Origin of the sequence: Microbulbifer pacificus, assembly GCF_002959965.1 — a bacterium.
In the GTDB taxonomy this organism is placed as follows: Bacteria; Pseudomonadota; Gammaproteobacteria; order Pseudomonadales; family Cellvibrionaceae; genus Microbulbifer; species Microbulbifer pacificus_A.
On the sequence record NZ_PREV01000027.1, the window covers coordinates 41,035 to 53,764 of the forward strand.

Annotated in this window: 11 protein-coding genes; 7 read left to right on the forward strand and 4 right to left on the reverse strand. The window is 56.8% G+C overall.

Going from position 1 to position 12,730, the window contains the following annotated elements:
• Positions 1-102 precede the first annotated feature (102 nt).
• The 3 genes from C3938_RS11090 to C3938_RS11100 are packed head-to-tail and all read right to left on the reverse strand — an operon-like array spanning position 103 to position 1,555.
• Positions 103-522 (reverse strand): curli assembly protein CsgF, encoded by a 420-nt coding sequence (locus C3938_RS11090; protein WP_105103376.1) that lies wholly within the window; start codon positions 520-522, stop codon positions 103-105.
• Entirely contained in the window at positions 522-965 is a 444-nt protein-coding gene (locus tag C3938_RS11095) for a curli production assembly/transport protein CsgE (protein ID WP_105103377.1), read from the reverse strand. Before C3938_RS11095 ends, C3938_RS11090 begins: the two co-directional genes overlap by 1 nt.
• Positions 962-1,555 (reverse strand): response regulator transcription factor, encoded by a 594-nt coding sequence (locus tag C3938_RS11100; RefSeq protein ID WP_105103378.1) that lies wholly within the window; start codon positions 1,553-1,555, stop codon positions 962-964. The genes C3938_RS11095 and C3938_RS11100 overlap by 4 nt, the downstream gene beginning before the upstream one ends.
• A gap of 485 nt (positions 1,556-2,040) precedes the next feature.
• Between C3938_RS11100 and C3938_RS11105 the strand changes: the two genes are divergently transcribed.
• The 7 genes from C3938_RS11105 to C3938_RS11135 all read left to right on the forward strand — a co-directional run bounded on the left by C3938_RS11105 (position 2,041) and on the right by C3938_RS11135 (position 9,370).
• Complete coding sequence (locus C3938_RS11105; RefSeq protein WP_199775583.1) at positions 2,041-3,165, forward strand: HlyD family secretion protein; 1,125 nt, start codon at positions 2,041-2,043, stop codon at positions 3,163-3,165.
• A 15-nt stretch (positions 3,166-3,180) separates the two neighbouring features.
• Positions 3,181-4,167, forward strand: coding sequence for an ABC transporter ATP-binding protein (locus tag C3938_RS11110; RefSeq protein WP_199775584.1), 987 nt, complete (start codon positions 3,181-3,183; stop codon positions 4,165-4,167).
• On the forward strand, positions 4,164-5,288 hold the full coding sequence (locus C3938_RS11115) for an ABC transporter permease (RefSeq protein ID WP_105103380.1): 1,125 nt from the start codon (positions 4,164-4,166) through the stop codon (positions 5,286-5,288). Before C3938_RS11110 ends, C3938_RS11115 begins: the two co-directional genes overlap by 4 nt.
• 241 nt (positions 5,289-5,529) lie before the next feature.
• The gene (locus C3938_RS11120) at positions 5,530-6,960 is read left to right on the forward strand and encodes a hypothetical protein (RefSeq protein WP_105103381.1); all 1,431 of its coding nucleotides are present in this window, start codon (positions 5,530-5,532) and stop codon (positions 6,958-6,960) included.
• Positions 6,957-7,607 carry a VWA domain-containing protein gene (locus C3938_RS11125; protein ID WP_105103382.1) on the forward strand — a complete coding sequence of 217 codons (651 nt, stop codon included), beginning with the start codon at positions 6,957-6,959 and terminating at the stop codon, positions 7,605-7,607. The genes C3938_RS11120 and C3938_RS11125 overlap by 4 nt, the downstream gene beginning before the upstream one ends.
• Positions 7,608-7,684: 77 nt before the next feature.
• Positions 7,685-8,446, forward strand: coding sequence for a glycerophosphodiester phosphodiesterase (locus C3938_RS11130; protein WP_158681658.1), 762 nt, complete (start codon positions 7,685-7,687; stop codon positions 8,444-8,446).
• On the forward strand, positions 8,447-9,370 hold the full coding sequence (locus C3938_RS11135; protein WP_105103384.1) for a glycerophosphodiester phosphodiesterase: 924 nt from the start codon (positions 8,447-8,449) through the stop codon (positions 9,368-9,370).
• A gap of 271 nt (positions 9,371-9,641) precedes the next feature.
• Here C3938_RS11135 and C3938_RS11140 read toward each other — a convergent pair whose 3' ends face one another.
• Positions 9,642-12,683: an efflux RND transporter permease subunit gene (locus C3938_RS11140; protein WP_105103385.1), complete on the reverse strand. Its 3,042-nt coding sequence runs from the start codon at positions 12,681-12,683 to the stop codon at positions 9,642-9,644.
• Positions 12,684-12,730: the final 47 nt, after the last annotated feature.

The following is a 12,730-nucleotide window of genomic DNA, read 5'->3' on the forward strand; positions in this document are numbered from 1 at the left end:
GCGATTATTCAGGATTTACGGGTCAGTCCGGGTGCTTCATTGTGGACTTGTTTCGTTACTTCCTTCCGTGGTTTTCCTGTAAGTGCACTTGATTGCGTTGAATCAGTTGGTGGGGTTTAGCCCACTGACGATGATTTCGCTTTTATCACCTGTAGCGCGGTCGGTGATGAGTACTGTAAGAACACCATCGTTATCGAGAATTTGAACGATGAAGTCATCGGTAACCAACTCACCGCTATTGCCGTCACCCACATCGGTCAACAATTGGTTCAGAAGCCGGGTTTCCAGGGAGTCGGTAAACCGGTCAAGGGCGCTGGGAGCTTCGTAGAGATCCTCCGGCCGGTCCGGATCCTGATGATCATCCTGCGACTGTGCATTCTGTATCAAATAGGTGCCGTTAAGCGGGTTGCCACCGAAATTCGGGTTGCGTGGTTCGTAAATCAATTCTGTCGCCGTGGCCGGGCCGCAACAAAGGGCGAAGCACGGTATCAGAAGCACCCCTGCATTTATTCTGTATTTCATCAGAGTTCATCCTTTCCTAAGTCGAAGTGATCGGTGAATGCTTCACGAACTTTCTCCTGAAGCACCATTTCATGGATCATTTGTGATGCCTGTTCCGCCATTTCGCGGATGTTATTTGTGCTCGGACTGATAAAGCGTCGAAATACCGTTTTATCGTTGTAGGTAATCCAGATCAGGTTTCCCCAACGTGCAGACGGACGTTCCTGTATGGTGAGGTTGTAATCACTGTCCGGGTAGTTGAGGTTCCGGTACTCGCTCATATAGCGGGCAAAATCGTGCCCGGTGCGAGTGATGGTCTGATCTACATTGAATCCGCTGATTTCATCTTCGATGCGCCCGCTGTCTTCACTCGCGGTGTTCGATTGCTCCAGGGTTCCGCTGTCTCCATCCTGAGCGAAACTGAGTTGAGCGAATAATATAAGTATCAAAAAGAGAAGCTTCATATCCTTTCAACCTGGAGATGCAGCTTTGCCCAATTGCTCGCCTGTAGGCGATTTTTAACTCCGATCTTCCGGAAAATGTTGTACATGTGATTCTTGACGGTGTGCTCGCTGAGATGCAGGCGAGAGGCAATGATACTGTTCGGTTCTCCGGTGGTAAGCTGCGCCAGTATTTCCTGTTCGCGTTTGGTAAGAAGGAGCTGTGAACGAGAGTCACTGTCTCCCTGAGTCCGCGTGTTGTGAATGGCAAGATCCAGTTTATTAATAAGCTCTTTCTGACTGGATCGATTGTCGCAAAGAAAAATGAATTTCCTGTCTTCCAATGGGATGGTTATGTATCCGGGAAGGTCTGCCGGGAAATTGATCAGCAAAACCCTGGAGTGAGTTATGTTTTTTAAGTAGTTGAACTCTGCACTTGGCGTGGATTTTGCTGTTAGGGCATAACAATCCACAACGATTACGTCGTAGTTTTTGAGGCAGTGTTTTTGTTTCCCGAATTCTGATTTTTCCCAGTTGAATGGAAGGGATTCTGAAATAAGTGAATACAGCAAATCCCCATGGAGGCCGGAATCGCTCAGAAAGAGAGTCGGCATAAATGTCCCCAAAAGTTAGCCCTTGAATGTCAGAAAATAAGATGTTTGGCACTGTCTGGAATATGGGTTGGCTGTCGGCCGACATTCCTTGTGTGCTTTTGGAGTGGCGGGACACTCTTGTTGTTTTGCAGACGGAGTGTGCGCCATTTCACTTAAGTGAAAAATCTCATTCCCTGAGAAATTTGTATGGAGTGTAGACGTGATTTCTGGGTGGGCTGAAACTTTCAATGCCAGTTGTTACATGATTTTTTGCGTTAAGAAATATATTTTTAAGAAGTCGTTTATAGGTGCTCGTTTAGGTGCTCGTTTTTTACCTGGTGCATTTCAGGTAATGGCTCATGATGTTGGAGTAATACTCTAATTCCACTCTCTCGGTTGCCGTCACTTTGAGAGTGTGGGATAAATAGGGGGGAATATTCCGCCATGGAGAATTTTCGATTAACTCTGTAAAACCTGTTTCTCTAAATTCGATCATGGATGTGGTGATGTTCTCACTGCTGTCACTGGCCCTCATTTCTTGTGGCCAGCGGCGAGATACTGCGCTCGGTACCCTCGAGTGGGACCGCATTGCCATGCCTGCGCCGGCGGCTGAGAGAATTGTGGATATTCGTGTCAGGGAAGGGCAGGAGGTACAGCGAGGGGACATTCTGTTACAGCTTGACCCGGAGCAGACCCGCGCCAGGTTGGCCTCTGCCCAGGCCGCGGTGAAACAGCAGATGGCGGCATTGGTGGAGCTGGAGGTTGGCCCTCGCACCGAGGAAATAGAGCGTTCGCGCGCGGAGCTGGCGGCGGCCCAGGCCAATGCCGTGGATGCGGAAGCGGACTACCGTCGTCTGAGTGCGCTGGGCCCCAAAAATTACGCGTCCAAATCGGATATTGATGCGGCTCGTGCAGCGGCGGCGGGTGCCCGCGCACAGGTACGGGCCGCCCAGGAGCAGTTGCTGGAGCTTGAGCGCGGCAACCGCCCGGAAGATATAGAACAGGGCGAGGCCTCTCTGGCGCAGGCTCGCGCCGAGGCGGAGGCCCAGAGAGTATTGTTGGAAAAACTGACGCTGCGTGCGCCACGCAGCGGCTTCATCGACAGTATTCCGTTCAAGCTTGGGGATGAAGCGCCGGTGGGGGCATCGCTGGTGGTAATGTTGGTTGGGGAAACACCTTACGCGCGGGTCTATGTTCCTCAGTCCATACGCAGCCGGGTACAGGTGGGCAGCTCGGCGCTGGTTACTCTTGAAGGTACTGGCGGAAAACACAACAGCGATTTCGGGACATTCACCGGGCGCGTGCGTATGGTCCGCAATGATCCAAGCTTTACTCCTTATTACGCGTTGACCGGAGATGATGTTGCGCGTCTGAGTTATATCGCCGAGATTCAGTTGCAACAGAATGCGGCTCACCTTCCGGCGGGGCTGCCGCTGCGCGCGGCGTTCGTTCCCTCATCCGCGGCCAATCCACGAACTGCTGACATTCCGCGCTTGCCCCCGGAAAACCGGAGTTTCGAATCGGAGAATGACGAGACTGGAGAGTATAAGGAGGGCGGTGCGCCGTATCCGGATACTCCGTTTCCCGATGCTGAAAAGGAATCTCTCGATTATTTCGAGAACCACAAATAAATACGGCCAGATGCAATGGACGACGACATCGCCATCCGGGCGCGTGGGCTCAGTAAAACATTCGGCAGCCTGAAGGCGGTGGACGATGTGGATCTCACGGTGCCGAAGCGGCAGATCTATGGATTTCTCGGCCCGAATGGCTCGGGTAAATCCACCAGTATCCGGATGCTTTGCGGGCTTCTCACGCCTACGGCGGGGGAAATAGAGGTGCTTGGCTTGCGGATTCCCGCGGAGGCGGAAATCCTGCGTCAGCATATCGGCTATATGACCCAGCAATTTTCCCTGTTTGCCGATCTGAGTGTACGTGAGAACCTGGAGTTTCTGTCCGCGGTGCAGAATATGTCGTCGCGGGCGGCGAAAGCACGAATCGACGAGCTGCTGGTGGAGTATCACTTCGAGGGGCGTGCCGATCAGCTGGCGGGCACAATGAGCGGTGGGCAAAAACAGCGTCTGGCACTGGCCGGTGCCGTTATCCATCAACCGGAACTGCTGTTTCTGGACGAGCCCACCAGTGCAGTGGATCCCGAATCCCGGCGGGATTTCTGGGAAAAACTGTTTGAGCTCACCGATGGCGGTACCACCATCCTCGTATCTACTCACTATATGGATGAAGCGGAGCGCTGCCATCGTCTCGCCATCCTCGACCGGGGCCGGTTGGCTGCGGACGGCAGCCCGGCGGAGCTGACCGACAGGATAGCGGGGCGCACCTTGCTGGTGGAAACCGACCGTCAGCGCAGTGCACGGGAGGTGTTGCTGGGCGTCCCCGGTGTCATCAGCGCGGCGCAGATCGGTAACAGTCTGCGTCTCCTGACCGAGGGTGCACAGGTAACCCCGGAGGCGATGCGGAAGGAAATGCAGGAGGCGTTGCGCGCCGCCGCTGTTGATGCGCGGATCCATCCGGTAACGCCGAGTCTGGAAGATGTGTTTGTGGCGGTTACCCATCACGCCTCTGACTCTGAACGCAATAGGCAGAACACGGTCTCCCAGCAGGAGCGCCTGTGAACGGTCGCCGCCTGTTTGCGGTACTGCAGAAGGAGTTCCGGCAGATGCGCCGGGATCGCATGACGCTCGCGATGATCATCGGCATTCCCATCATGCAGTTGATCCTGTTTGGCTATGCCATCAATCTCAACCTCCGCCACCTGCCAGCGGCTATTGCCGATCAGGCGGAAACGAGCGCTTCGCGTCAACAGGTGATGGATATGCTGGCCACCGAAGTGATTGATCCGGTGGCGAACGCGCAGACGCCGGAGCAATTGATGGCGATGCTGCGCCGCGGCGAGATCAGTGTGGGCATCGTTATACCCTACGATTATGAGCGGCGTCTCGCACTGGGGCAGGAGGCAATCCAGATTCTGGTGGATGGCAGCGATACCGTGGTACAGAGTGCGGCGGCACAGTTGGCGCAGGTGCCGGTGAGGGAGCCGCCGCCGGAGAGCGACATTCGTTTACCCGTTCGTCAGTCCTCAGTACCGCTACCGCAAGGTCCGGTAAGTATTGTCAGCTTCTACAATCCCCAGAGGGTGTCGGCGATCAATATCGTACCGGGACTGATCGGCATTATCCTCACCATGACCATGGTGATGTTCACCGCCGTGGCCATCGTCCGCGAGCGTGAGCGGGGCAATATGGAACTGCTGATTGCCACGCCGGTAAGCAGCGCGGAGCTGATGATTGGCAAGGTACTTCCATACGGTCTGGTGGGATTGATCCAGACCAGTCTGATCCTGCTGCTCGGCACCTGGCTGTTTGGCGTGCCCATTCGCGGCAGTATGCTGGATGTGTATATCGCCGCAGTGTTGCTGATTCTCGCGAACCTGACCATGGGGTTACTGATCTCCACCCGCGCCCAGTCCCAGTTTCAGGCGATGCAGATGACCTTTTTCGTGTTTCTGCCATCCATCCTCCTTTCCGGGTTTATGTTCCCCTTCGACGGCATGCCAAAGGCGGCGCAGTGGTTGGCGGAAATACTGCCACTCACCCATTTCCTGCGCCTGATCCGCGGTGTGATGCTGCGGGGGGCCGGGGTGCTTGAGCTGTGGCCGGACCTGCTGGCGCTGGTGGTGTTTATTGCGGTGATGATGACCCTGACGGTGTTGCGCTTCCGCAAACGTCTCGACTGAGCCGGCAGCCTGTCGGTGCAATACAGTGCGGAGTTCCCTTGTATATTTTGCCGCCATGGCGAGTTTCGCGTCGGAAGTGTGATCCCATAAAAAGTAAATAATGCGGTGTGTTTGATAGCATGCGAGGGACATTTCACTTTTTCGGGCGGCAGTTTCCGCCACGCGCACGACTACGAGACTGATGTCGGGTCTGTACATAAAAGAATCGTTGCTGGATGCCAGCAGGGGAGGAAGCTGTACCATGACCGAGATTTTCCAGAGTTTACCTACGTGGCTGTGGTTTATTGTTGCGCTGACTGCGTTGTTTCTGGCGCGCAGGCCTGTGCATCAGGGGATCTACGCCCTGGCGCGTTTTTTCCACCAGTCTCTGCGCCTGGGGGCCAATGCAGTCGCAGCGACGGAGGCGCGGCTGCAACTGCGCAATCGCGAGGTGCTGATGGCCGCGGGTCGCGAGGCCACCGAGCGGCATATCGAGCGGGAATTCGACCGTATCGAGAGCGCGATGAAAAAGGAACTCGCGCAGTATCCGGCCCTGCACCGCAGACTCTGCGAGCAGTTGACCGCCATCGACGAAGACTATGTGCGCAGCGCCGAAGTGCCGCCGGAACCCACCAACTGGGCCAAGGCCATTAAGGCCGTGGCGGAGATTCCCGCCAAACAGGACCCGGTGGTGGGGGATGTGCTGGAGACCATTCACGGCTCCATGCGCAAGGCGGAAGCCAAGGCCCTGGAAGCCTACCGGGAATCCGCGCGCGAACGACACCAGCTGTTAAAGCGCATGATGCCTGCCTGGCGCGCGATTCTTCACAGCCTGGGTAAGGTCAACAAGACGGTCACCACGGTGCACCAGCGTGCCAAAGTCGTGGATGGCCATATGGACCGTTACGAAGAAATCCTGCAGAGCAGCGACCGCGCCCAGCGCATGCTGTCGTCCTCTTCCCTCAGTCAGTTTTTCATCTCTGCGTTTGTGTTGGCCATTGCGGTGGGTGGTGCACTCATCAACTTCCACCTGATTGCCCGGCCAATGACCGAGATGGTCGGTGGTACCAGTTATATCGGTAGCTTCCGAATTGCGGACATATCTGCGCTGGTGATTATCCTCGTGGAAATCACCATGGGGCTGTTCATGATGGAGTGTCTGCGCATCACCCGCCTGTTCCCGGTGATCAGTGCCCTGCACGACAAACTGCGCACGCGGATGATGTGGGCGGCGTTTGCACTGCTATTTTTTCTGGCCTCGGTGGAGGCCGGGCTCGCATTTATGCGCGAGATCCTGATGCAGGAAGACCTGGCGGTGAGCGCCCAATTGCGTGGAGACGAAGTGGCCGCGACCACGACAAGTGTCTACTGGATCACTACCGCCGCGCAGATGGGGATGGGCTTTATCCTGCCGTTCGCACTGACGTTTGTGGCCATTCCACTGGAAAATTTTATTGCCTCCACCCGCACCGTGATCGGTATTTTCGCTGCATTTTTCCTGCGGGTTCTGGCGGTGGTATTGCGCCTTACCGGTACCGGAATCTGGCGCACCGGCACGATGCTGGCCAGGGTGTACGATATCGTCATCTTTTTCCCACTGTGGCTGGAAAGCCGCTTCCAGCGCTGGCGGGAGCAGGTGACATTGAAGTCGGATAAAACCAAATCCCCTGCGGAATTGGAGGAGGCTCTATGAGAAACCCGATACCGGTTTTGGTGTGGGTGATGAGCGCGCTGTTGCTGGTTTCCTGCGGTGAACCCATCGCGCGCAATCAGGGGGTGTACATGTTGATCGACACCTCCGGGACCTATACCGATGAACTCGGCAAGGCGCAGCAGGTGATCAATTACACCCTGGCCAGGCTCAACCCGGGAGATACCTTCGCCGTGGCCAGCATCAACACCGGCAGCTTCAGCGAAAAAAATATCCATGCGAAAGTAACCTTCGACGACCGCCCAAGTGTTACCAATAAACAGAAGCAGGCGTTCCAGCAGGCCATCGACAGCTTTGTTGCAAGTGCCAAACCGGCGGATTACACCGACATCACCGGCGGTCTGTTACAGGCGGTGGAATTTCTCAATGAAAAAGAACCGGGGCGTAAAACCATCCTGATCTTTTCCGACCTCAAGGAAGAAATAAAGGAAGGTTACAACCGGGAGGTGCCTCTGGCATTGCAGGGATTCGATCTGGTAGCCCTGAACGTGACCAAACTGCGCTCGGACAATGTCGACCCCAACGCATACCTGACCCGTCTGCAACAATGGCAACAGAAGGTGGAGCAGAATGGCGGCAGCTGGCGGGTGGTAAACGATCTCGAGCGGTTGGAAAAAATCCTGCAGTAAACGGCCACGGAACGCAGTAACCCATGAGTGATGTCACGCCCGGGAGCGGGTGCTGGAACAGTGGACGGGCGCGTCCCATGGTGATAGCCCATGGCGATGAATCCGGCTGTGGGCTCTATCCCGGCAATACCCTGTTGTATCTGCACAAGATGGTTGAACTGGGTGTAGAGGCACTGGAGCTGGACCTCAATCTCACTGCAGACGGCCACCTGATTCTGATGCACGACGCGACCCTTGAACGCACCACCGATGGCCGTGGTGCGGTAATCGAACACACACTGGCGCAGTTGCGCACACTCAATGCCGCGCACAACTGGAGTCGCGATGGTCGTTGCTTTCCCTACCGCGACAACCCCATCCGGGTTGCCACAGTCGACGAAGTATTTGCACAGATTCCGAACGTTCCCCTGATCATCGAGTTAAAAAACAATGATCCGGAGGCTGCGCGGGCACTGAGCCGTGCCATTGAAACCGCAGATTGCCACGAATGGGTGATCGTCTCGTCATTCCACCGCGCGGTCATTCGCGAGTTCCGCCGGTTGTGTCCACAGGCGCGCACCGGTGTCACCATGCCGGAAGCACTATTGTTCTATATCGCCCAGTGGCTGGGGGCTGCGCGTTGGCTGCACTGCGAATACCGGGCCATGCAGTTGCCCATGCATTACCTGGGCCTGAATGTGTACTCTCGCCGGTTTGTATTCGCCGCGCGCAAGCACCATCTGCATTTAGCTGTCTGGACCGTGGATGATGAAAAGCAGATGCAACACTATATCGCCCTTGGCCTCGACGGTATCGTCACCAACCGGCCGGACAGGCTACTGAAATTGCTGGAAGAATAAATGTTGAAACGACTGTTCACTTTGCTGTTACTTGCGGTGTTGATCTTTATCGGTTGGCGCTGGCTGGCGGCGCGCCCGGCTGCGGATCTGGGGTTGCAGTTTCCGGAGCATACTTCCGAGGGGTTCCGTCGCCCGCAGGTGATCGCCCATGCCGATGACACCGGTCAGGGGCTCTACCCCGGCAATACCCCGATATTCCTGCGGCAGATGGCGGCCATGAATGTGGATGTACTGGAAATGGATGCACATGCCTCCGCCGATGACGAACTGGTGCTGATGCACGACGATACCGTTGACCGCACCACCGAAGGCAAGGGTGCCATCCGCGACAAAACCCTGCAGGAACTGCAAAAACTGAACGTCGCCTATAACTGGAGCCAGGATGGTAAAACCTTTCCCTACCGGGATAATCCGCAGCGTATTCTCACCGTGGACGAAGTATTCAAAACTTATCCCGGCTACCCGATGGTGATTGAACTGAAATCTCCGGACCCGGACGCGGCCCGCACCCTGTGCCGCAAGCTGATGGCTTTCAACAAAAGCAACCAGGTGATCGTATCGAGTTTCCACCAGTCTGCCATCGATACCCTGCGTGAAGACTGCCCTCATGTGGCGACCGGAGCTGGCTCCGATGAGGTCAAGATGTTCGCGCTCGCCACCAGGCTGCACGCCTTCCGACTACTGAGCCCACGCTATCAGGCGCTGCATATTCCCACCGAGTACGAAGGTATCTCCCTTATTGATCGGAGTTCCGTATCCCAGGTTCAGGACCACGGAGTGCGGGTGGATGTGTGGACGGTAAACGATGAAGCGGAAATGCGTCGCTTAATAGAATTGGGTGTGGACGGCATCATGACGGAGAGACCGGATCGCCTGTTCAAGGTGATCGAGGAAGTACAATTGATGCACGAGATGGATGAGTAATTTCCGTAATTTGCGAATGTTCTTTTCTGATGGTAAGTGAAAGACACTGCAATTTCCGCGAAGGCGCTGATGCCGGGTAATTACTTGTGAGACCTTCCGCGAGAGGGGCCGAAGGCGCCGCGAATGCATGGAGCGGCCGGGCCACCTCGCGGAAGAGCCCCCATGGATGGGTTGAGGGGGGGCGCCTAGCTCGTGTCTCACAAGTAATTACCCGGTAGCAGTGCCGCCACAGGCCCTACTACCGGGACCACCGAACTAATTCTAACTACCTCTACTGTTCTTTAACTCTAAACCACGCCGCATAAAGCGCCGGCAAAAACAGCAGTGTCAGCGCCGTCGCCACAATCAACCCTCCCATGATTGCCACCGCCATAGGCCCGAAAAAGTCACTGCGGGAAAGCGGAATCATCGCCAGTACTGCGGTGAGCGCGGTTAGTACAATCGGGCGGAAACGTCGCACGGTGGATTCCACAATGGCTTCCCAGGGAGAGAGTCCCTGTAGTTTATCCTGCTCGATCTGATCCACCAGAATCACCGAATTACGCATGATCATGCCGGCCAGCGCAATGGTGCCGAGCATCGCCACAAATCCGAATGGCTGGTTGAACAGCAGCAGGAACAGGGTGACCCCGATAATCCCCAGCGGTGCTGTGAGAAACACCATGGTGGACAGAGAGAAACTGCGTAGCTGCAGCATCAGCAGGGTAAACACCACCAGCAGGAACAGCGGCATCCCGGCATTGACGGATTCCTGCCCGCGCGCCGATTCCTCCACGCTGCCGCCGATCTCCAGCAGGTACCCCGGCGGTAATTTCTCGCGCAGATATTGCAATTGCGGCCAGATATTTGCCACCACGGTAGCGGGCTGTTGCCTGCCGTAAATATCCGCGCGCACTGTGACGGTAGGCAGGCGGTCGCGATGCCAGATGATGCCCTCCTCAAATGCATAATCCAGTGTTGCCACCTGATTCAGCGGTAGCGATTCTCCGCGTTCGGTCTGCACGGCGAGATTGCCCAGCTGGGCCAGTGCCCGGCGCTCCTGTTCCTCACCGCGCACGGCCACTGCAATCAGCTCGTTGTCTTCACGGTACTGGCCCACCGTGGCTCCGGAGAGCGAGCCCTGCAGAGCCTGTGATAGTGCCGCGCTGTTTACGCCCATCTCCCGTGCACGCGCCTGGTCCACGTCCAGATTTACCACCTTGCTGGGCTCCTCCCAGTCCAGATGCACATTGGCCACGTCGTCATTTGCACGCACAATCTCGGCAACCTCGCGGGCGATGCGACGTATTTCAGGAATGTGTTCGCCGGATACCCGGAATTGCACCGGGTAACCTACCGGCGGGCCGTTTTCCAGGCGGGAAATACGCGTGCGTACCGCGGGAAACTGCTCGGCAAGCGTTGTGATCAGCCACTGGCGTACCGCCTCGCGCTCCTCGATATTGCGGGTCAGCACCACAAACTGGGCGAAACTCGCCGCGGGCAGCTGTTGGTCAAGCGGCAGGTAAAAGCGCGGCGAGCCGGTGCCCACATAGGCCACGTAGTTTTCCACCTGAGGGTTCTGCGCGAGCAGCTTCTCCAGACGCATGGCTTCCTCTTCCGTGGCCCGCAGGGAGGCGCCCTCATTCAGTTTGAGGTCCACCATCAACTCCAGGCGCGCGGAGGAGGGGAAGAACTGCTGCGGTACAAAGCGGAACAGCATGATCGCACCGACAAATACCAGCACCGTCAGCGCCAGCACGGTTTTGCGATAGCGCAGGCACCACTGCAAAACACGGCGGAAGCGCTGGTAAAACGGTTTTTGATAGGGGTCCGCGTGGCTGGTTTGCGCTCCATGCTCCGGTAACAGTCGGTTGCCGAGGTAGGGAACGAAAATCACCGCGGCCACCCAGGACGCCAGTAGCGAGAGGGTCACCACCTGGAAAATCGAACGGGTGTATTCACCGGTACCGGACTGAGCGGTGGCGATGGGCAGAAAGCCCGCAGCGGTAATCAGGGTGCCGGTCAGCATCGGAAAGGCGGTGCTGGTCCAGGCGAAGCCCGCGGCTTTCAGCCGTGAGAACCCCTGCTCCATTTTGATCGCCATCATTTCCACGGCAATGATGGCGTCGTCCACCATCAGTCCCAGCGCCAGTACCAGCGCACCGAGGGAAATCTTGTGCAGGCCGATGTCGAAATAGTTCATCAGCCCGAAGGTCATCGCCAGTACCAGCGGAATTGACAGGGCGACAACCAGGCCGGTGCGGAATCCGAGGGAGAAAAAACTCACCAGCATCACAATGATGAGCGCTTCCACCAGCACCTTGACGAATTCGCCCACGCCGCTTTTCACTGCCGCCGGCTGGTCGGAGACTTTGCGCAGCTCGAGCCCCAAGGGAAGGTCCTTTTGCAATTCGCTGACCGCGGCATCCAGCCGTTCACCCAATTGCAGAATATCGCCACCGGATTTCATCGACACGGCAATGCCAATGGCATCTTCGCCCATAAAACGTACCCGCGGCTGGGGTGGATCACTGAAGCCGCGCTCCACTTGGGCGAAGTCTCCCAGCGCGATGGTGTGGCCATTGGCATATATCGGGAACCGACGGATTTCCTCCACACTCTGGAACTGGCCACCGACGCGAATGCGCACGCGGTCGGACACCGCTTCTACAAAACCCGCTTCCGCCATCTGGTTCTGGGCCTGCAGTGCGGACTGCACCGCGGCGAGGGGGATGCCGAGTGAGGCGAGCTTGGCGTTGGAGATTTCCACCCAGATACGTTCGTCCTGCAGGCCGAGCAATTCCACCTTGCCCACATCCTCCACCCGCTGCAATGCCAGCTGCAGGCGGTCGGCGTAGTCCTTCATCAGCGCGTAGTCGAAGTCCGGGCCAGTAAGCGCGTAGATATTGCCAAAGGTGGTACCGAACTCGTCGTTGAAAAAGGGCCCCTGAATATCCGGTGGCAATGTGTGGCGGATATCGCTGACTTTTTTTCGTACCTGGTACCAGAGATCGGGAATCTCACTGGAACGCATACTGTCGCGGGCGACAAACATGACCTGGGACTGACCGGGGCGTGAGAAGGAGGCAATCCGCTCGTAGTTACCGGTCTCCATCAGCTTCTTTTCGATCCGCTCGGTGATCTGGCGGGAGACCTCTTCGGCACTGGCGCCGGGCCACAGGGTATTTACCACCATCACCTTGAAGGTGAAGGGGGGATCTTCGCTCTGCCCCAACTGCGTGTACGACAGGGCGCCGATAAGGCCGAGTATGAGCATGGCGTAGAGCACCAGCGGGCGGTTATTCAGTGCCCACTCGGAAAGATTGAATCGCATGGTGATGTATCTCGACGGTATGCGGTGGTGGTGCAGGAAAATGGTTG

Bases quoted from the DNA above. Each gene is read 5' to 3' on its own strand.
- C3938_RS11140 (WP_105103385.1), bottom strand. From the start codon at position 12,683: ATGCGATTCAATCTTTCCGAGTGGGCACTGAATAACCGCCCGCTGGTG.
- C3938_RS11105 (WP_199775583.1), top strand. From the start codon at position 2,041: ATGTTCTCACTGCTGTCACTGGCCCTCATTTCTTGTGGCCAGCGGCGA.
- C3938_RS11125 (WP_105103382.1), top strand. From the start codon at position 6,957: ATGAGAAACCCGATACCGGTTTTGGTGTGGGTGATGAGCGCGCTGTTG.
- C3938_RS11100 (WP_105103378.1), bottom strand. From the start codon at position 1,555: ATGCCGACTCTCTTTCTGAGCGATTCCGGCCTCCATGGGGATTTGCTG.
- C3938_RS11095 (WP_105103377.1), bottom strand. From the start codon at position 965: ATGAAGCTTCTCTTTTTGATACTTATATTATTCGCTCAACTCAGTTTC.
- C3938_RS11130 (WP_158681658.1), top strand. From the start codon at position 7,685: ATGGTGATAGCCCATGGCGATGAATCCGGCTGTGGGCTCTATCCCGGC.
- C3938_RS11090 (WP_105103376.1), bottom strand. From the start codon at position 522: ATGAAATACAGAATAAATGCAGGGGTGCTTCTGATACCGTGCTTCGCC.
- C3938_RS11135 (WP_105103384.1), top strand. From the start codon at position 8,447: ATGTTGAAACGACTGTTCACTTTGCTGTTACTTGCGGTGTTGATCTTT.
- C3938_RS11110 (WP_199775584.1), top strand. From the start codon at position 3,181: ATGGACGACGACATCGCCATCCGGGCGCGTGGGCTCAGTAAAACATTC.
- C3938_RS11120 (WP_105103381.1), top strand. From the start codon at position 5,530: ATGACCGAGATTTTCCAGAGTTTACCTACGTGGCTGTGGTTTATTGTT.